Below are 18,618 nucleotides of genomic sequence, written 5' to 3'. Positions count from 1 at the left end.
TTGGTCAGGTGGTTGAAGAGTCCGATTACTCGACATACCGCGTGCCGTGCATCCCGGCCCCTGCGGGGAGCGGGCGCGTCCGCCGGACCGAGGTTCCGGTGGTTTACAAGGGCGTCAAGGCGGGCGGTGCCGTGTTCGATTCCTCGGTGGAACCCCGACGGGGTCGGGGCGCGGGGGCGATGGGTGTGGTCCTGACCAGCGACCGTCAGCTTCGGGTCGTGCGCACGACCCGACCGCGCGGCCTGCGACTCGAAGGCGAGATCGACCTCGCGAACGTGGACGTGGTGCGCCGCGTCCTGGCCGCCGCGTCCCGCGACGGCGGTGACGTCCGGGTGGACGTGAGCAAGCTCGCCTTCATCGACGTGGCGGGCCTGCGGGTGTTCGTCGACCAGGCCGGCGCGCTGTCCCGGCGCGGCGGACACATGGTCCTGATCGGCGCGAGCCGGCAGATGTTGCGGGTGCTCACGCTGTGCGGGTGGGACACCGTCCCGGGCCTGAGCATGGTCGAGCGGATCGCCCCGGCGCCGCGCCGACCGCGGCTCTGAGCATTCCCCGACCGCACGCGGTCGGGCCGCGGCGCATCCCGCGAACCCCCATTCCGGACACACCGAACCCCCGTCCGTCGGAGTACGTGCTCCGACGGACGGGGGTTCGTGGTGTTCGTGTCCGGCTCAGACCGAGGCGGCGAACGCCTGCTCCAGCACGTCCAGGCCCTCGACGAGCAGGTGCTCGGGGATCACCAGCGGCGGCAGGAAACGCAGCACGTTGCCGTAGGTGCCGGCGGTCAGCACCAGCAGCCCCTGCGCGTGGCACGCCTTGGCGAGGGCGCCGGCCAGCTCCGGGTTCGGCTCCTTGGAGCCGGGCTTGACCAGCTCGATGGCGATCATCGCGCCCCGACCGCGGACCTCGCCGATCTCGGCGAACTTCTCGCTCATCGTGCCCAGTCGGCCGAGCATGATCTCGCCGATCCGGCGGGCCGCGCCGTTGAGGTCGAGGCCGCGCATCGTCTCGATCGCGCCGAGCGCCGCGGCGCAGGCGACCGGGTTGCCGCCGTAGGTGCCACCGAGGCCACCCGCGTGGGCGGAATCCATGATCTCGGCGCGCCCGGTCACCGCGGCCAGCGGCAGGCCGCCGGCGATGCCCTTGGCCGTGGTGATCAGGTCCGGCACGATGCCCTCGTCGTCGCACGCGAACCACTGGCCGGTGCGGCAGAAGCCGGTCTGGATCTCGTCCGCGACGAACACGATGCCGTTCGCCTTGCAGAACTCGACGATCCTGGGCAGGAAGCCCTTGGCCGGCTCGATGAAGCCGCCCTCGCCCAGGATGGGCTCGATCACCACGGCGGCCACGTTGTGCGCGCCGATCTGCTTGGTGATGATGTCGATCGCCTGCTCGGCGGCCTCGTCCGCGCAGTTGTCCGCGCCGGTCAGCCAGCGGTAGGGGTAGGCGACCGGGACCCGGTAGACCTCGGGGGCGAACGGGCCGAACGACTCCTTGTACGGCATGTTCTTCGCGGTCAGCGCCATGGTCAGGTTGGTACGACCGTGGTAGCCGTGGTCGAACACGACCACCGCGGGGCGCTTGGTGTGGGCACGCGCGATCTTGACCGCGTTCTCCACCGCCTCGGCGCCCGAGTTGAACAGCGCGGTGCGCTTGTCGTGGTCACCCGGGGTCAGCTCGTTGAGCTGCTCGGCGACCGCCACGTACGACTCGTACGGGGTCACCATGAAGCACGTGTGGGTGAACCGCTGCAATTGCTCGGACGCGCGACGCACGACACCCTCGGCCGAGTTGCCGACGCTGGTCACCGCGATGCCGGAGCCGAAGTCGATCAGGGAGTTGCCGTCCACGTCGACGACCACGCCGCCGCCCGCCTGGGTCACGAAGACCGGCAGGGTGGTGCTGACGCCGCGCGCGACCGCCGCGTTGCGACGCGTCATCAGCTCGGTCGACTTCGGGCCGGGAATGGCGGTGACGAGCCGGCGCTCCTGCGGGAGCGAGGGCCCGCCGGGCTGCGAAGCGCCCATGCTGGTCTCCTGTGGGTCGAGGTGGGGGTTCGCGGTGGCTCCGCGGTCCTCTCCGCAGGCTAGGCGCCGAGCCGCGTTCGCCGCATGCGCCGCATCGGTTAATCACCCGGTTGCTTGTGTCCGGGATGGACAAAAGCCGATCGGGCAGAACAACTCCGAACACATCCCGGACTCGCGCCGGAATGATCATCACGACAGGCGGTGTGGCGCCTACATTGAGTTCCGGTTCAGGGCGTGGTTCCGGGAGGGCGAGACGTGGACGTGGAACGGCCGGATTCCCCGGCGTCACCGGCGGTCGAGGCCGAGGTCTTCGGGGCCGACCCGAGCGACCGCGGCGACCCCGCGCGCCGGCGCGCGCGAGCCGCCCGCGCCCGGGTGCCGGCCCCGGCCGCGGCCGAACGCGACGTCGACCCCGACGGGTTCGACCTGCGCGGGTGGTTGCGCGGACCGCGGCACCGGGAGGCCCCCGGCGTGTACGGCTACGGCCGGGACGAGCGGGAGATCAGACTGCGGGCCGCCGAGCGCGACGCGCGCACCCGGCCCGAGGCGGCGCTGGTGCGCCGCGCGGTGTTGTGGCTGGTGATCGCGGTACTCAGCCTGAGCTGGGTGCTGGTCGCCTACGTCTGGCTGGTCCGGAAGATCATCCCGAGCTTCATGTGGCCGCTGCTGTTCAACAACCTGCTCTACGTGCTGCTGTTCGTGCTGTTCGGCTACCTCGGTCGCTGGCACGAGATCGCCTGGCCGTTCCTGCGCCCGTGGTGGCAGCGGCTGGACCGGCGGGCCGAGCTGAACGGCCGCCCGCGCCCCGAACAGTGGCGGCGCGCCGCGCTGTTCCTGGTGCTGGGCTTCGTCGCCTGGGTCGTGCTGATGCGGCCGTTCGTCGCGCTGTTGTTGCTGATCTTCCCGCGTGGGCTGCTGCACGACGGGCAGTGGCTGGTGCGACTCCTCTACAACGGCGGTTTCCTGTACGCGGGCGCGGTGCTCGGCCGCTGGGACGTGGTGATCCGGCCGTACGCGCGCACCCCGCGCGAGCAGGTGGTGCCGGAAACCGAGGAGGCGCAGGTCGCCGACGCGGAGCTGTGGCCCGAGTTGCGCGACGCGGCGCAACACGAGGCGGCCGACGTGCTCGACCACGAGGTGTCGGCGGGCCGGCTGCGGGACGTGGACTATCTGCGGCTGCGCCGGGTGCTGGAGGCCGGAGAGGCGGACCTCGACTACCTCGCGGACGTGGCCGAGGAGATCACCGACAACGGCGCCGCGGCCTGTCGGCACGGCTCCGGGCAGCGTGACCTGCGGCCCCGGCGCGCCGAGCACGACCTGCTGGCCGGCCAGGTGCGGGTCGGCGTGGGCACCGACCATCCGAAGAACCCGCCGCTGTACCGGGACACCGCCTTCGCCCTGGATCCGGACGTGCTCGGCGCCTCGATGCTCGTGGTCGGGGCGGCGCGGGCGGGCGAGCCGGGCCGACTGCTCGAACCGGTGGTCGAGACGATGGCGCTGCGCGCGCTCACCGGCGCCGCGTCGCTGGTGGTGATCGACGCCAAGGGCGACGAGTTCGAACGCCCGGGCGGCTACGACCTCGAAGTGATCGTCGGCGACCCGGACTCGCCCTCGGGCCTGGATCTGTACGGCGGCGCGGCCTCGCCCGAGGACGCCGCCGACCGGCTCGCCGCCGCGGCGCTGCCTCCGAACGCGATCGGGCTCGGCGACGCCGTGAGCAACGCGCTGCGCCAGGTGCTCGGCGCGTACGTGGCCGCGCACGGCCGCTATCCCGAGGTGGGCACGCTGCTCGACCTGCTGGATGGCACCGAGGCCGCGCTCGCCGCCCTGGAGCGCGCGCTGCGGGCGGTCGACCGGTATGCCGAACACGAACGGGCGTTGCGCGCGATGGCGCGTGGCGACGACGACGCGCGGCTGCTGGTGCAGCGCCTCGCGGTGCTCGAACGACCCGGCGTCGCCGAACTGTTCCGCCCCGATCGGCAACGCTTCGCGGCCGGCGACATCGACCGGCCGCTGCGGGTGCGGATCGCGCTGAACGAGGCCGCGCACCCCGAGGCGGCCCGGCTGATCGGCCGGCTCGTGCTGTCGCAGTTCGTCCAGGCGATGGCCACGCCCCGGCGTGAGCGCGGGCCGCGCAAGGTGTTCGCGTGCCTGGTCGCCGACGACGCCGGGCGGCTGGTGGACGAGTACGCGGCCAAGGGCTTGCAGTGGGCCCGCAACCGTCGGGCCGGCCTGGTGCTGTCGGTGCGCTCGCTCGACGAACTCGCCCCGGCACTGCGGCACACCGTGTTCGCCGCGGCCGGCTGCAAGGCGGTGGTACCGGGTGCCTCCCGGGCCGATGCCGAACTGTTCGCCGAGTACTGGGGAATGACCAAGGAACAGGAGAAGTCGATCACCATGGGCACGCCCGAGGGCGGCCTGGTCAAGCGGATCCGCTACTCGGTGCTGGGCGCGTTGTTCGGCGAGAAGGCGAGTGGGCGGTCCGAGCGGGTGACCACCCGTACCGTCGAGCGCTTCCGCTGGTCCCCGACCGAGATCACCGGCGATCTGCCCACCCGGCACGCCATCGTCAGCCTGACCACCCGAAAAGGCGAGCGAACCCCTCCCGTGCTGATCGATCTCGGCCGCTGAGTCAGACTGGAAGCCTCTCCCACTCCAGTTTGGACAACACCCACATGCCGCCCACCCTCGCGTCCCTGGTCCGCGCACCCGCCCTCGACCTGCGGGTGCTCGCGGGCAAGGGCGGACTCGACCGCGAGGTGCGGTGGGTGCACACGAGCGAACTCGCCGATCCCACGCCCTATCTGGAGGGCGGCGAACTGCTGCTCACCACCGGGATGAAGCTCGGCCGCAACAACGCCGAGCGCCGCGCCTACGTCGAGCGGCTCGCGGCGGCCGAGGTGGCCGGGCTCGGGATCGGGGTGGGCCTGACCCTGGACCGGGTGCCCGCGGTGATCGTCGAGGTCGCCGAGGCGCACGGCTTCCCGGTGTTCGAGGTGCCGCGGCCGACGCCGTTCATCGCGATCAGCAAGGTGGTCTCGTCGGCGCTGGCGGCCGAGCAGTACGAGACCGTCACCACCGGCTTCGCGGTCCAGCAGGAGTTGACCCGGGCCGCCGCCGGGCGCGAGGGCCCCGCGACGCTGATCCGCCGGCTCGCGGCTCGGCTGGACGGCTGGGCCGCGCTCTACGACGCGGACGGCACGCTGCGCCAGGTAGCGCCCGCCGCGGCCCGGGGGCGCACCGACGGGTTGCGCGCCGACATCGAGAAGTTGCGCGGGATGCCCGCGCCGTCGTCCGCGTCGTTGCCCGGGATCGAGGACACCGGGCGGGTGGTGGTCCAGTCGCTGGGCGCCGAGCGGCGGATCAGCGGATTCCTGGCGGCGGGCACGGACCGGCCGCCGCGCACCGCCGACCGGCAGACGCTGGGCACCGCCGCCTCGCTGCTCACCCTGGCCCTGGAGCAGTCCCGGGTCAGTGCCGACGCGGGCGCCCGGATGCGCACCGCGCTGCTGCGGTTGTTGCTCACCGGCGAGCGGGCGACGCCGGCCGAACTGGCCCACGACATCGCGGCGGACCTGCCGCCCGGGCCGTGGCGGGTGGTGGTGGCCACCGGGCCGGAGCCGGTGGTGGCGGCGTTCGTGGAGCGACTGTGCGCGCGGGCGGTCCGGGCCGGCACCCCCGCGCTCACCGGCGAGCTGGGCGGGGCGAGCGTGCTGGTGTTGCCGGAATCGGTCGAGCCGGTCGAGCCGGTGGACCTGCCCGGCCTGATCGCGGGCGTGTCCGGTCCGGTGGAGCCGCCGGCCGCCGCCGACGGCTACCGGCAGGCGCTCGGGGCGCACGCGGTGGGCCTGCGCTCGGAGAAGGCGCTGACCGTGCACGGTCGCGACGCCGGCGGGTTGTTGCCGCTGCTGGACGGGGACGCCGTGCACGCGTGGGCCGAGCAACTGCTCGCACCGTTGCGCGCGCACGACGCGGGCGGCCGGGGCGACCTGATCGGCTCGCTGCGCGCGTGGCTGGCCCGGCACGGGCAGTGGGACGCGGCGGCCGGCGAGCTGGGCGTGCACCGGCACACGTTGCGCTACCGCATCCGGCGGGCCGAGGAGATCCTCGGCCGTACCCTGGACGATCCGGACACCCGCGCGGAACTGTGGTTCGCGCTGCGCGACCCGAGCGTGGTCCGTGAGGACAAGTCGTAGCACCGGAGATGCGGGAATGGCCGGGATGGACAAAAACGCGGACGCCCGATCGGCCTACCGTTGAGTCACCGGGATCATCGGCACCCGTTGACGGAGAAGGAGCAGCAGTGACCACCACCCACGCGTTCTGGCAGGCAGGCCGACAGGCCACCGGCGAGACGGCCTTCGACGTCACGAACTCGTACGACGGCCGGCTCGTCGGCCGCGTCTCCGAGCCCACCGACGCGCAGATCGAGGAGGCCGTCGCCGCGGCGCACGCCGTCGCCCACGAGTTCGCCGCACTGCCCGCCTACCGGCGCGCCGCGGCCCTGGACCACGTGGCCAAGCGGCTCGGCGAGCGCACCGAGGAGATCGCCCGGCTGATCACCGCCGAGAACGGCAAGCCGATCAAGTGGGCGCGCGGCGAGGTCGGCCGTGCGGTCTCGGTGTTCCGCTGGGCGGCCGAGGAGGCCCGCCGGTTCAACGGCGAGGGCATGCGGCTGGACACCGACGCGGGCGGCACCGGTCGTTACGCGCTGGTCCGCCGGATCCCCAAGGGCGTGGTGCTGGGCATCGCGCCGTTCAACTTCCCGCTCAACCTGGTCGCGCACAAGGTCGCCCCGGCGATCGCGGTCGGCGCCCCGATCATCCTCAAGCCCGCGCCGGCCACCCCGCTGTCCGCGCTCGTGCTCGGCGAGATCCTGGCCGAGACCGACCTGCCGAACGGCTCGTGGAGCGTGCTTCCCGTCCCCAACGACCGGATGCCGGCGCTGGTGAAGGACGAGCGGCTGCCGGTCATCTCGTTCACCGGCTCGGGCCCGGTGGGCTGGAGCATCATGGACTCGGTACCGCGCAAGCACGTCACCCTGGAACTGGGCGGCAACGCCGCCGCCGTCGTGCTCGCCGACTGGTCCTCCGAGGCCGACCTGGAGTGGGCCGCACAGCGGATCGCGACCTTCTCCAACTACCAGGGCGGCCAGTCCTGCATCTCGGTGCAGCGGGTGATCGCCGACGCGAGCGTCTACGACCGCCTGGTCGAGAAGGTCGTGGCGAAGGTGGCCGCGCAGGTCACCGGCGACCCCGAGGACGACACGGTCGACGTCGGCCCGCTTGTCAGCGTCGCCGCCGCCGAGCGGGTCCAGTCCTGGGTGGACGAGGCCGTGCAGGCCGGCGCCAAGGTGCTCACCGGCGGCACCCGCGACGGTGCCGCCTACGCGCCGACGGTGCTCAGCGAGGTCCCGGCCGGCGTCACCATCGCCTGCGAGGAGGTCTTCGGCCCGGTGCTCACGCTGACCCGGGTGGATGGCACGGACGCCGCGTTCGCCGCGGTCAACGACTCCGAGTTCGGTCTCCAGGCCGGCGTGTTCACGCACGACATCCAGACCGCCTTCCGGGCCCAGCGCGAGCTGGAGGTGGGCGGCGTGATCATCGGCGACGCCCCGTCCTACCGCGCCGACCAGATGCCCTACGGCGGCGCGAAGAACTCCGGCGTCGGCCGTGAGGGGGTCACCTACGCGATGACCGACTTCACGTACGAGCGCGTCATGGTGCTCACGGGCCTGGACCTGTAGACACCCCACCGACGAAGGGCCCGGCCACCTGGGGTGGTGCCGCCGGGCCCTTTCGCATTTCTCCGGGGGCGGTGCGCCCGCGATCCCCCGCGCGACCTCGCGGGCCGGTGATCCGCCAAGTGGCCGTAGCTCTGGACAAATGGGCGTCACGCGGCATTCAGTGGACGTGCACGGGCAGGTAACACCGGTCGGTAACAACGCCGGTTCCGCTGCGAGTCCGCGAGGAGTCCGCCATGCCCCCTGTCAGCGAACGCGAAGCCCGCAAGGTTGCCGAGGAAGCCCGGCAGCAGGACTGGGACAAGCCCAGTTTTGCCAAGGAACTCTTCCTCGGGCGGCTGCGGCTCGACCTCGTCCACCCGCATCCCGAGGCGGACGCGGAGGAGATCCGTCGGGGGGAGGACTTCCTCCGCGTGCTGCGGGAGTTCCTCACCACCCGGGTGGACCCCACCGTGATCGAGCGCGACGCGCGGATCCCGGACGAGGTGCTCAAGGGCCTGGCCGAGATCGGCGCGCTGGGCATGAAGATCGACACCGAGTACGGCGGCCTGGGCCTGAGCCAGCTCTACTACAACAAGGCGCTGGTCCTGGTCGGCTCGGTCAACGCGGCACTGGGCGCGCTGCTGTCCGCGCACCAGTCGATCGGGGTGCCGCAACCGGTCAAGATGTTCGGCACCGACGCGCAAAAGCGCGAGTTCCTGCCGCGTTGCGTGCGCGAGGTCAGCGCGTTCCTGCTCACCGAACCCGACGTCGGCTCGGACCCGGCCCGGCTGGCCACCGCCGCGGTGCCCACCGAGGACGGCGAGGCGTACGTCCTGGACGGCGTGAAGTTGTGGACCACCAACGGCGTGGTGGCCGGGCTGCTCGTGGTGATGGCCCGGGTGCCCAAGGCGGAGGGTCGGCGCGGCGGGATCACCGCGTTCGTGGTGGACGCGGACAGCCCCGGCATCACCGTGGAGAACCGCAACGCGTTCATGGGCCTGCGCGGCATCGAGAACGGGGTGACCCGCTTCCACAACGTCCGGGTGCCGGCGGCGAACCGGATCGGCGCCGAGGGTGCGGGCCTGAAGATCGCGCTGACCACGCTCAACACCGGCCGCCTCTCGCTGCCCGCGATGTGCGCCGGCGCGGCCAAGTGGTCGCTCAAGGTGGCCCGCGAGTGGGCGGGCGAGCGCGAGCAGTGGGGCCGCCCGATCGCCGGCCACGAGGCGGTCGCGGGCAAGATCGCCTACATCGCGGCCAGTGCCTTCGCGCTGGAGGCGGTGCTGGAGCTGACCGCCCGGATGGCCGACGAGGATCGCCGCGACATCCGGATCGAGGCCGCGCTGGCGAAGCTGTACGCGTCCGAAGTGGGCTGGACGGTCAGCGACGAACTCGTCCAGATCCGCGGCGGTCGCGGCTACGAGACCGCCGCCTCGCTGCGCGCCCGGGGCGAACGCGGGGTGCCGGCCGAGCAGATGTTGCGGGACATGCGGATCAACCGGATCTTCGAGGGCTCGACCGAGATCATGCACCTGCTGATCGCGCGGGAGGCGGTGGACGCGCACCTGGCCGTGGCCGGCGACATCATCGACCCCGACGCCGACCTGAAGGCCAAGGGCAAGGCCGCCGCCGACGCGGGCGTCTTCTACGCCAAGTGGCTGCCCAAGCTGGTCGCCGGAAAGGGCCAGGTGCCGACCTCCTACCGCGAGTTCGCCCCGGTCGGCGCACCGAGCCTGGCCGCGCATCTGCGCTTCGTCGAGCGCGCCTCGCGCCGGCTGGCCCGCTCCACCTTCTACGGGATGGCCCGCTGGCAGGGCGCGATGGAGCGCAAGCAGGGCTTCCTCGGCCGGATCGTCGACATCGGCGCCGAGTTGTTCGCGATGAGCGCGGTGTGCGTACGGGCCGACATGCTGCGCCGCCGCGACGTCGAACAGGGCGGGGCCGCGTACGAACTCGCCGACCTGTTCTGCCGGCAGGCCCAGGTCCGGGTGGACGAGTTGTTCGGCCGGTTGTGGACCAACACCGACGTGTTGGACGTCAAGGCGACCGAGGGTGTGCTGGCGGGCCGGTATCTGTGGTTGGAGGAGGGCGTCCTCGACCCGTCCACCGAGGGCCCGTGGATCGCCGACGCGACGCCCGGCCCGGCCAAGGTGGCCAACGTGCACCGACCCGTCGGCTGAGCCGCGCGCGGCCGGCGGGAGCGCCCGCCGGCCGCCGCCGCACGGTCCGCGGGCGGTCGCCGCGGGCAATCGTCGACCTGGGCTCGGCGCCGGGCCGGCGCGGGCCACAATGGTCGGATGGACTCCCTGGCCGATCCGTACGCGCCCTTCGCCCCCGACCAGTCGACCAGCCGACGGGACATCGTCCTGCTCGGCTCCACCGGGTCGATCGGGACCCAGACCATCGACGTGGTTCGCGCCCACCCCGAGCTGTTCCGGATCGTCGGCCTGTCCGCCGGCGGCGGGCGGGTGGACGAGCTGGCCCGGCAGGCACTCGAACTGGGGGTCGAGGTGGTCGCGGTGGCCAAGGCGTCCGCCGCACAGGACCTGCAATTGGCCTTCTACGCCGAGGCGCAACGCCGCGGCTACGCCAAGGGCCGGTACAAGCTGCCGCGCATCCTGGCCGGCCCCACCGCCGCCACCGAGCTGGCCGCACACCCGTGCGACGTGGTCCTCAACGGCATCACCGGCTCGATCGGCCTGGCCCCCACCCTCGCCGCGCTGACCGCGGGCCGCACCCTCGCGCTGGCCAACAAGGAGTCGCTGATCGTCGGCGGCCCGCTGGTCAAGGCGATCGCCAAGCCCGGCCAGATCGTCCCGGTCGACTCCGAGCACTCGGCGCTGATCCAGGCGCTGCGCGGCGGCCGGGCGGACCAGGTCAAGCGGCTCGTGGTGACCGCCAGCGGTGGCCCGTTCCGCGGTCGCAGCCGCGCCGACCTGGTCGACGTCACGCCGAAGGAGGCCGCCGCCCACCCCACCTGGGACATGGGCCCGGTGATCACGATCAACTCGGCGACCCTGGTCAACAAGGGGCTGGAGGTGATCGAGGCGCACCTGCTCTACGACATCCCGTTCGACCGCATCGACGTCGTGGTGCACCCGCAGTCGATCGTGCACTCGATGGTCGAGTTCGTCGACGGCTCGACCCTGGCCCAGGCATCGCCGCCGGACATGCGACTGCCGATCGCGCTCGGCCTGTCCTGGCCCGACCGGGTGCCCGAGGTCGCGGCCGGCTGCGACTGGACCAAGGCGGCCACCTGGGAGTTCTTCCCGCTCGACCACGAGGCGTTCCCGGCCGTCGAACTGGCCTGCGCCGCGGGCCGCGCGGGCGGCACCGCGCCGGCCGTGTTCAACGCGGCCAACGAGGAGTGTGTCGACGCGTTCATCGCGGGACACCTGAAGTTCAACGGCATCACCGATACCGTCGCCGCCGTCGTGAGCGAGCATGATGTACGTGGGGACGGCAACCGGCTGACACTGGAGGACGTCCTCGACGCGGAGGACTGGGCGCGCCGACGGGCACGCGAGATCATCGCCCACGGAGGAGAACCCCGTTGACCCTGTTCATGACGATCCTCGGCATCGTCGTCTTTGTCGTGGGCCTGCTGTTCTCCATCGCCTGGCACGAGGCGGGCCACCTGATCACCGGCAAGATGTTCGGTGTGCGGGTGCCGCAGTACATGGTCGGCTTCGGCAAGACGTTGTGGTCGAAGAAGATCGGTGAGACCGAATACGGGCTCAAGGCGATCCCGGCGGGCGGCTACTGCCGGCTGATCGGCATGTTCCCGCCCGACGCGTCGGGCAAGGTCCAGGCCCGCAGCACCTCACCCTGGCGCAGCATGATCGAGGACGCCCGCGAGGCGTCCTACGAGGAGGTCGGTCCCGGCGACGAGGACCGGATGTTCTACCAGCGCAAGCCGTGGCAGCGCACGATCATCATGCTGGCCGGTCCGTTCATGAACCTGGTCCTGGCCATCGCGCTGTTCGCGGTGTTCCTGATGGGCTTCGGGATCAACCAGCCCAGCACCACGGTGAGCAGCGTCTCCGAGTGTGTGGTCAGCGCCGACGCCAAGACCGACAAGTGCCCGGAGAACGCGCCGGACGCGCCGGGCAAGGCCGCCGGGCTGCGCGCGGGCGACAAGATCGTCAGCTACAACGGCACGAAGATCACCGGTTACGACACGCTGCGCGATCTGATCCGCAAGACCGAGGGCCAGGCCACCATCGTGGTCGAGCGCAAGGGGGAACAGCTCACCCTGACCCCGACGATCGCCCGCAACAAGGTGGCCAAGCTCGACAGCCACGGCGCCCCGATCCCCGGGCAGTTCCTGGAGAACTCCGGCTTCCTCGGCTTCAGCCCGGCGAGCGGCATCCAGCGACAGAGCGCGTCGCAGTCGGTCACCTACATGACGGACATGGTCGACAACGCCTTCCACAGCATGTTGCGCATCCCGCAGAAGGTGCCCGCACTGTGGGGCGCGGCCTTCCAGGGCGACGACCGCGACCAGGACTCGCCGGTGGGCGTGGTCGGCGCGGCCCGGGTCGGCGGCGAGGTCGCCGCGCTGGATGTGCCCGCCTCCCAGCGGGTGGGTCTGATGATCTTCATCATCGCGGGCTTCAACCTGTCGCTGTTCCTGTTCAACATGCTTCCGCTGCTCCCGCTCGACGGCGGACACGTGGTCGGCGCGTGGTGGGAGTCGATCCGTCGGCGGATCGCGAGCCTGCGCAAGCGGCCCGATCCGGGCCCCTTCGACGTGGCCAAGCTGATGCCGGTGGCCTACGTGGTGGCGTCGATCTTCATCGCCTTCACCGTGCTGGTGTTGATCGCCGACCTGATCAACCCGGTCAAGCTCACTTAGCGCGGTACGCCCCACCCCGTCCGGCTCCCACTCCGGCCCACGTGTGTCGATCAGGCAACAGGTGGGCCGGCATGGGGGTACACGCGCGTCCGCACCTCGTCGCGGTGGCGTAGCTTTGAGGACGACCTACCGCGCCGACCCACGGGACCGAAAAGAATGACCGCGATCCAGCTCGGAATGCCGTCCGTACCTGCCCGGCCCCTCACGCCGCGCCGCAAGTCACGGCAGATCATGGTCGGCAGTGTGGCCGTCGGTGGAGACGCTCCGGTGTCGGTGCAGTCCATGACCACCACCCTGACCTCCGACGTCAACGCCACGCTTCAGCAGATCGCCGAGCTGACCGCCTCCGGCTGCCAGATCGTCCGCGTCGCGGTGCCCTCGCAGGACGACGCCGACGCGCTGCCCGCGATCGCCCGCAAGTCGCAGATCCCGGTGATCGCGGACATCCACTTCCAGCCCAAGTACGTGTTCGCCGCGATCGACGCCGGCTGCGCCGCGGTGCGGGTGAACCCGGGCAACATCAAGCAGTTCGACGACAAGATCGCCGAGATCGCCAAGGCCGCGTCCGCCGCCAGCACCCCGATCCGGATCGGCGTCAACGCCGGGTCGCTGGACAAGCGGCTGCTCGCCAAGCACGGCAAGGCCACCCCCGAGGCACTGGTCGAGTCCGCGCTGTGGGAGTGCTCGCTGTTCGAGGAGCACGACTTCCGGGACATCAAGATCTCGGTCAAGCACAACGACCCGGTCGTGATGATCGAGGCATACCGGCTGCTCGCCGAGCGCTGCGACTATCCGCTGCACCTGGGCGTCACCGAGGCCGGTCCCGCGTTCCAGGGCACGATCAAGTCCGCGGTCGCGTTCGGCGCGTTGCTCGCGCAGGGCATCGGCGACACCATCCGGGTCTCGCTCTCCGCTCCGCCGGTCGAGGAGATCAAGGTCGGCAACCAGATTCTGGAGTCGCTGGGCCTGCGGCAGCGCGGCCTGGAGATCGTCTCGTGCCCGTCCTGCGGTCGCGCCCAGGTCGACGTGTACAAGCTCGCCGAGCAGGTCACCGCCGGCCTGGACGGGCTCAAGGTGCCGCTGCGGGTGGCCGTCATGGGCTGTGTCGTCAACGGCCCCGGCGAGGCCCGCGAGGCGGACCTGGGTGTGGCCTCCGGCAACGGCAAGGGGCAGATCTTCGTCAAGGGCGAGGTGATCAAGACCGTGCCCGAGTCGAAGATCGTCGAGACCCTGATCGAGGAAGCCCTCAAGCTCGCCGAGCAGATGCAGGCGGACGGCGTGCTCAGCGGCGACCCGATCGTCGACATCGCCTGAGCCGAGTCCGATCCGCCGCGGCCGCTCCGGCCCGCCCGGCCCGCCGCTCGACCGGATCAATCCACTCGGCCACCCGGGTGACATATCGTTGATGCGCCCCTACCCCCGGTAATCGCGCCCTGATCATCGAGAGATGTGATCGGGGCGCCGCCCCGGGGGGAGGGGCGTCGCGCGTGGGACGCATCATCGTGGCCGCACTGGCCGTCGTCGGCATGGTCGTGGGCACCGCGGCGGTTCCCGCGAGCGGACCCGACCCGGGCGCGAGGCGACCGTCCGCCCGGGTGCCGGCCGCGATCGCCTGGGGTGCGTGTCCGGCCGACGTGGCCGCACCCGGACTGCGTTGTGGAACGCTGGCGGTCCCGGTCGACCACACGCGCGCCGACGGGCCCACCACGACGCTGGGCCTCTCGCTCGCACCGGCCGGCGGCGGTGCGCCCCGGCGCGGCACGATCGTGGTCAATCCCGGCGGTCCGGGCGGCGGCGGCATGTGGCCGGCCGACCTGGTCAGGCGCGCGATGCCGGAACGGGTGCGGCAGAGCTACGACATCGTCGGCGTCGACCCGCGCGGCAACCACCACAGCGACCCGATCTCCTGCGTCGACGCGAGCTTCGACCGGGCCCCGAAGCCGGACCCGGTGCCCGCCACGGCGCAGGACGAGCAGCGGCTGATCGAACGTGCCCGCGACTACGCGCGCGGCTGCGCAGAGCGGGCCGGCGACCTGCTGCCGCACCTGGGCACCCTGGAGAACGCGCGCGACCTCGACCTGGTCCGCGCCGCGCTCGGCGAATCGCGGATCTCCTTCATCGGCTGGTCCTACGGCACCTACCTCGGCGCGGTCTACGGGCACCTGTTCCCCGAGCGGGTCGACCGGATGATCCTGGACAGCGTCGTCGACCCGCGGCCGGACCAGGTCTGGTACCGGATCAACCTGCGTCAGGACATCGCCTTCCAGGGCCGCTGGCGAGACCTCGTCGCGGCCGAGGGCGCCGACCTGGACGACCTGTTCGCCCGCACGCTCGCCGGCGTCCGAGCCGAGCCCGCCGGCGGCCTCGTCGGCCCCGCCGAACTGCGCGACCTCGCCACCCGCGCCCTGTACAACTCGCGGAGCTGGCCGGAATTCGCCGCGGCACTGCGCGCGCACGATCGAGGCGACCCGGGCCCGCTGGCCGCGCTGTACACGCCGGCCACCGCACAGGACGCCAACGGCACCGCGATCTACACCGCCGTCGAATGCCACGACGGGCCCTGGCCGCGCGACTGGTCGGTGTGGGACCGCGACGCCCGCGCCGTGGACCGCACCGCGCCCCTGACCACCTGGTCCAACACCTGGCTGAACGCACCCTGCGCGTTCTGGCCGGTGCCCGCCCGCACACCGCCGACGATCGACGGCCACGACCTGCCACCGGTGCTGCTGGTCCAGGGCACCCGGGATCCGGCCACCCCGCCCGCCGGGGCGAGCGCGCTGCACCAGGCACTGCCTTCCTCGCACCTGATCACCGTGCTCGACGAGGGCGACCACGGGATCCTCGCGTTCCAGCCCGCCCCATGCGTCCTGCGGGCCGCCTCGGCCTATCTGACCGACGGCACGCTCCCGCCGGGCCGCGACACCACCTGTGAGGCATCGTGATCCGCGCCGTCCGCGTCCTGTTGGCGGGCGTGCTGACCGCCGCCGTACTGACCGTCGCCGGCCCCGCCGGGGCGGACCCCGGGCCGATCACGTGGGGCGGCTGCCCACCGGGCACCGCGGCGGGGGAGCGCTGCGGCACCATCGGCGCCCCGCTGGACCACGCCCGTCCGGGCGGCCCGCGGATCCGGGTCGGCGTCTCCAAGGTCGCGGCGAGCGGGACGAAGGCGGAGTACCAGGGCATCCTGATGGTCAACTTCGGCGGCCCGGGCGCCGCCGGCGTCGGCTCGATGGGAGCGCTCGCCGGTGGTCTGCCCGAGCGGCTGCGCCGGGCCTACGACCTGATCGGCTTCGACCTGCGCGGGCGCGGCACGAGTACCCGCGTGGAGTGCACCGACCCGGAGACCTTCGGCCGCTCCCCCCGGCCCGACCCGGCGATGCCCGGCAGCCGAGCGGCGCACCTGGCCGCGACCCGCGCGTTCGCCGACGGTTGCCGCAGGTCCGCCGGCGACCTGCTGCCGCACCTGACCACCCGGGACATCGCCCGTGACCTCGACCTGGTCCGGGCCGCGTTCGGCGCCGACCGGATCTCGATCCTGGGCTACTCCTACGGCAGCTACCTGGGCGCGGTCTACGGGCAGCTCTTTCCGAACCGGGTACACCGGATGTTGCTCGACAGCCTGGTCGACCCGACCGAGGTCTGGTACGGGACCGGCTTCCTGCAAGCCCGCGGGTTCGACGCGCGTCGGCACGACTGGGCCGCGTGGACGGCCGAGCGCGCCGACCGCTTCCACCTGGGCGACTCCACCGCGGCCGTACTGGCCGGCTGGGACCGGCTGCGCGGGCAACTCGCCGAACACCCCGCCGGCGGCGTGTTCGGCGGCGTCGAACTCGACCAGTACACGCTCGGCAAGCTGTACACCGACCGGAACTGGGCGAGTCTGTCCGGCGCACTCGCGGACTACGCGTCGGGCGATCCGACCGCGCTGATCGCCGGGCGCAAACCGGCCACCGCGGACGAGGTCAACTTCGAGTCGGTGTTCCAGACCGTCGCCTGCGCGGACGCGCCCTTCCCGGCCGACGAGGCGGTCCTGGAACGGGACATGGCCGTGTTCCGGGCCCGGCACGGCGCGCTGGGCGCGGCCATCGCCGCTCCGGGCGCGTGCCTGTACCTACAGAGCAACACCGCCCCGCCGACCCGGATCGACGGCGCCGGTCTGCCCGGTGTCCTGCTCGTCCAGTCCGTCGGCGACCCGGCGACGCCCTACGAGGGGGCCCTGCGCATGCACGCGGCGCTGCCCTCGTCGCGGCTGCTCACCGTGCGCGGCAACGGCAACCACGGGCACTACCTGGTCGAGGGCTCGTGCGTCGACGACCGGGGCACCGCCTACCTGGTCGAGGGCACCCTGCCCGCGACCGACGTCGAGTGCACCGGCCCCGCGTCGGCCGATTCCGACCCGCGCCGATCGCCGGTCCCACACCCGCGCCGCTGACCCGCCCACAGGCCGCACCGGCCCCGGTCGCCGATCCCGTCGCCTCCCGGGCGGCGCGGGCGGCCCGGACCTGCATAGGGTGGTGCCGCAAGACTGGCATTTCCCCAAGGTCCGCCTGATGGCATGGTGAGGCACGTGCTGAGCTCGGTTTCCACCAAAGTCCTGGACGGGAGCGACCTGTCCGCCGTCCAGGCGCTGCTCGACCGTGACCCCGTCACGAACGTCTTCGTCGCGTCCCGGGTTCGACTCGCCGGCGTCGACCCGTGGCGACTGGGCGGCGAGCTGTGGGGTTATTACGAGGGTGGTCGGCTCACGTCGCTGTGCTACGCGGGGGCGAACCTGGTCCCGGTCGAGGCCGGCCCGGACGCCATACGTTCGTTCGCCGAGCGGGCCCGCCGCCAGGGCCGACGCTGCTCGTCGATCGTCGGCCCGGCCGAGGCGGCCGGCGACCTGTGGCGTCTGCTCGAACCGGTGTGGGGACCCGCTCGCGACGTGCGGCCGGTGCAGCCGCTCATGGTCGCCGAGGAACCCTCGCGCGAGGTCGCCCCGGATCCGCTCGTGCGCCGGGTGCGTCCGGACGAGCTGGACCTGGTGATGCCCGCGTGCGTGGCGATGTTCACCGAGGAGGTCGGCATCTCGCCGCTGATCGGCGACGGCGGCACCCTGTACCGCGCTCGGGTGGCCGAACTCATCGCGGGCGGGCGAGCGTTCGCCCGGATCGAGGACGGCCGGGTGGTGTTCAAGGCGGAGATCGGCGCGGTCACCCGACACGCGTGCCAGATCCAGGGCGTGTGGGTCGCGCCGGAGCGGCGCGGCGAGCGCCTGTCCGAGATCGGCATGGCGGCCGTCCTGCGGCACGCGCTGAGCGAGGTGGCCCCGATCGCCAGTCTCTACGTCAACAGTTACAACGGCCCCGCGCGCGCGGCCTACCGGCGGGTCGGCTTCGCCGAGACCGGGGCCTTCATGAGCGTGCTGTTCTGATCCGGCCCGTGGTGTCCGGACAGCGGCGGCGACCCGATTCCAGGGAGTGCGTGTGCTGATGGAGTGGACGTGCCGGGTCGTCGATCTCGCCGAGTACGCGGACGAGGCGGTCGACGTCCAGGCCGGCGCGTTCGGTCTCGCCGACGACGAGATCGCGGTGCGGCAGCGGATAATGCGCCGGCACGCGACCTTCGCCGGGGTGCGTTCCCTGGGCGCGTTCGACGACGACGGTCGACTGGTCGGCTTCGGCTACGGCTATCCCAATCTCACCGACCAGTGGTGGAGCCTGGTGATCGAACCGCACCTGGCCCGGGCCGGATACCGGGCCTGGCTGGACGAGTCGTTCGTGGTCGGCGAACTGCACGTGTTGCCGCGCTGGCAGGGGCACGGCATCGGACGCACCCTGATCACCCTGCTGTGTCGGGGCCAGGACCGGTCGCACATCCTGCTGTCGGCGATCGACGAACACACGCCGGCCCGCCGGTTGTACCGCGGTCTGGGATTTCGGGACCTGGCCCGTCCGGTCCTGTTCCCGGGCAACGACCGCCCCTACGCGGTGATGGGCGCGGTGCTGCCGTTCACGTGAGGCGTCCGC

At 72.3% G+C, this 18,618-nt stretch carries 13 protein-coding genes; 12 read left to right on the top strand and 1 reads right to left on the bottom strand.

All coding sequences use genetic code 11. From position 1 onward, the window contains the following. Positions 1-98: 98 nt before the first annotated feature. Complete coding sequence (locus tag ACFXMF_RS04475; protein ID WP_360304716.1) at positions 99-545, top strand: STAS domain-containing protein; 447 nt, start codon at positions 99-101, stop codon at positions 543-545. Between the two features lie 126 nt (positions 546-671). Here the strand turns inward: ACFXMF_RS04475 and gabT are convergent, their stop codons facing one another. Next, entirely contained in the window at positions 672-2,027 is a 1,356-nt protein-coding gene (gene gabT, locus ACFXMF_RS04470) for a 4-aminobutyrate--2-oxoglutarate transaminase (RefSeq protein ID WP_360304718.1), read from the bottom strand. A 255-nt stretch (positions 2,028-2,282) separates the two neighbouring features. On the opposite strand from gabT, the gene ACFXMF_RS04465 reads away from it, so the two are divergent. The 11 genes from ACFXMF_RS04465 to ACFXMF_RS04415 all read left to right on the top strand — a co-directional run bounded on the left by ACFXMF_RS04465 (position 2,283) and on the right by ACFXMF_RS04415 (position 18,609). Beyond that, a complete protein-coding gene (locus tag ACFXMF_RS04465) occupies positions 2,283-4,658 on the top strand; it encodes a hypothetical protein (RefSeq protein WP_360304720.1) in 2,376 nt (791 codons plus the stop codon). 44 nt (positions 4,659-4,702) lie between these two features. Further along, positions 4,703-6,223, top strand: a complete 1,521-nt coding sequence (locus ACFXMF_RS04460) for a PucR family transcriptional regulator (protein WP_360304722.1) — start codon at positions 4,703-4,705, stop codon at positions 6,221-6,223. A 107-nt stretch (positions 6,224-6,330) separates the two neighbouring features. Then, positions 6,331-7,773 (top strand): aldehyde dehydrogenase family protein, encoded by a 1,443-nt coding sequence (locus tag ACFXMF_RS04455; protein ID WP_360304724.1) that lies wholly within the window; start codon positions 6,331-6,333, stop codon positions 7,771-7,773. Positions 7,774-8,006: 233 nt separating this feature from the next. Next, the gene (locus ACFXMF_RS04450; protein ID WP_360304726.1) at positions 8,007-9,932 is read left to right on the top strand and encodes an acyl-CoA dehydrogenase family protein; all 1,926 of its coding nucleotides are present in this window, start codon (positions 8,007-8,009) and stop codon (positions 9,930-9,932) included. A 117-nt stretch (positions 9,933-10,049) separates the two neighbouring features. Next, complete coding sequence (gene dxr / locus ACFXMF_RS04445) at positions 10,050-11,309, top strand: 1-deoxy-D-xylulose-5-phosphate reductoisomerase (RefSeq protein ID WP_379991151.1); 1,260 nt, start codon at positions 10,050-10,052, stop codon at positions 11,307-11,309. Positions 11,310-11,317: 8 nt separating this feature from the next. Then, a complete protein-coding gene (locus ACFXMF_RS04440; RefSeq protein ID WP_360305449.1) occupies positions 11,318-12,610 on the top strand; it encodes a site-2 protease family protein in 1,293 nt (430 codons plus the stop codon). A 156-nt stretch (positions 12,611-12,766) separates the two neighbouring features. Further along, positions 12,767-13,924 carry a flavodoxin-dependent (E)-4-hydroxy-3-methylbut-2-enyl-diphosphate synthase gene (ispG, locus tag ACFXMF_RS04435; protein ID WP_379991150.1) on the top strand — a complete coding sequence of 386 codons (1,158 nt, stop codon included), beginning with the start codon at positions 12,767-12,769 and terminating at the stop codon, positions 13,922-13,924. Between the two features lie 173 nt (positions 13,925-14,097). Beyond that, complete coding sequence (locus ACFXMF_RS04430; RefSeq protein ID WP_379991149.1) at positions 14,098-15,552, top strand: alpha/beta hydrolase; 1,455 nt, start codon at positions 14,098-14,100, stop codon at positions 15,550-15,552. Beyond that, positions 15,549-17,042 carry an alpha/beta hydrolase gene (locus ACFXMF_RS04425; protein ID WP_379991148.1) on the top strand — a complete coding sequence of 498 codons (1,494 nt, stop codon included), beginning with the start codon at positions 15,549-15,551 and terminating at the stop codon, positions 17,040-17,042. The genes ACFXMF_RS04430 and ACFXMF_RS04425 overlap by 4 nt, the downstream gene beginning before the upstream one ends. A gap of 123 nt (positions 17,043-17,165) precedes the next feature. Further along, the gene (locus tag ACFXMF_RS04420; protein ID WP_379991147.1) at positions 17,166-18,023 is read left to right on the top strand and encodes a GNAT family N-acetyltransferase; all 858 of its coding nucleotides are present in this window, start codon (positions 17,166-17,168) and stop codon (positions 18,021-18,023) included. A gap of 58 nt (positions 18,024-18,081) precedes the next feature. Beyond that, positions 18,082-18,609, top strand: a complete 528-nt coding sequence (locus ACFXMF_RS04415; protein WP_360304737.1) for a GNAT family N-acetyltransferase — start codon at positions 18,082-18,084, stop codon at positions 18,607-18,609. Positions 18,610-18,618 lie beyond the last annotated feature (9 nt).

Source organism: Embleya sp. NPDC059213, assembly GCF_042754445.1.
Lineage (GTDB): Bacteria > Actinomycetota > Actinomycetes > Streptomycetales > Streptomycetaceae > Embleya.
This window is presented reverse-complemented; position numbering and strand designations above follow the sequence as displayed.

What these genes read in the sequence shown, in the direction of transcription:
- gabT (WP_360304718.1), bottom strand. Translation starts at nt 2,027, where the DNA reads ATGGGCGCTTCGCAGCCCGGCGGGCCCTCGCTCCCGCAGGAGCGCCGG.
- ACFXMF_RS04460 (WP_360304722.1), top strand. Translation starts at nt 4,703, where the DNA reads ATGCCGCCCACCCTCGCGTCCCTGGTCCGCGCACCCGCCCTCGACCTG.
- ACFXMF_RS04450 (WP_360304726.1), top strand. Translation starts at nt 8,007, where the DNA reads ATGCCCCCTGTCAGCGAACGCGAAGCCCGCAAGGTTGCCGAGGAAGCC.
- dxr (WP_379991151.1), top strand. Translation starts at nt 10,050, where the DNA reads ATGGACTCCCTGGCCGATCCGTACGCGCCCTTCGCCCCCGACCAGTCG.
- ACFXMF_RS04440 (WP_360305449.1), top strand. Translation starts at nt 11,318, where the DNA reads ATGACGATCCTCGGCATCGTCGTCTTTGTCGTGGGCCTGCTGTTCTCC.
- ispG (WP_379991150.1), top strand. Translation starts at nt 12,767, where the DNA reads ATGACCGCGATCCAGCTCGGAATGCCGTCCGTACCTGCCCGGCCCCTC.
- ACFXMF_RS04420 (WP_379991147.1), top strand. Translation starts at nt 17,166, where the DNA reads ATGGTGAGGCACGTGCTGAGCTCGGTTTCCACCAAAGTCCTGGACGGG.
- ACFXMF_RS04415 (WP_360304737.1), top strand. Translation starts at nt 18,082, where the DNA reads ATGGAGTGGACGTGCCGGGTCGTCGATCTCGCCGAGTACGCGGACGAG.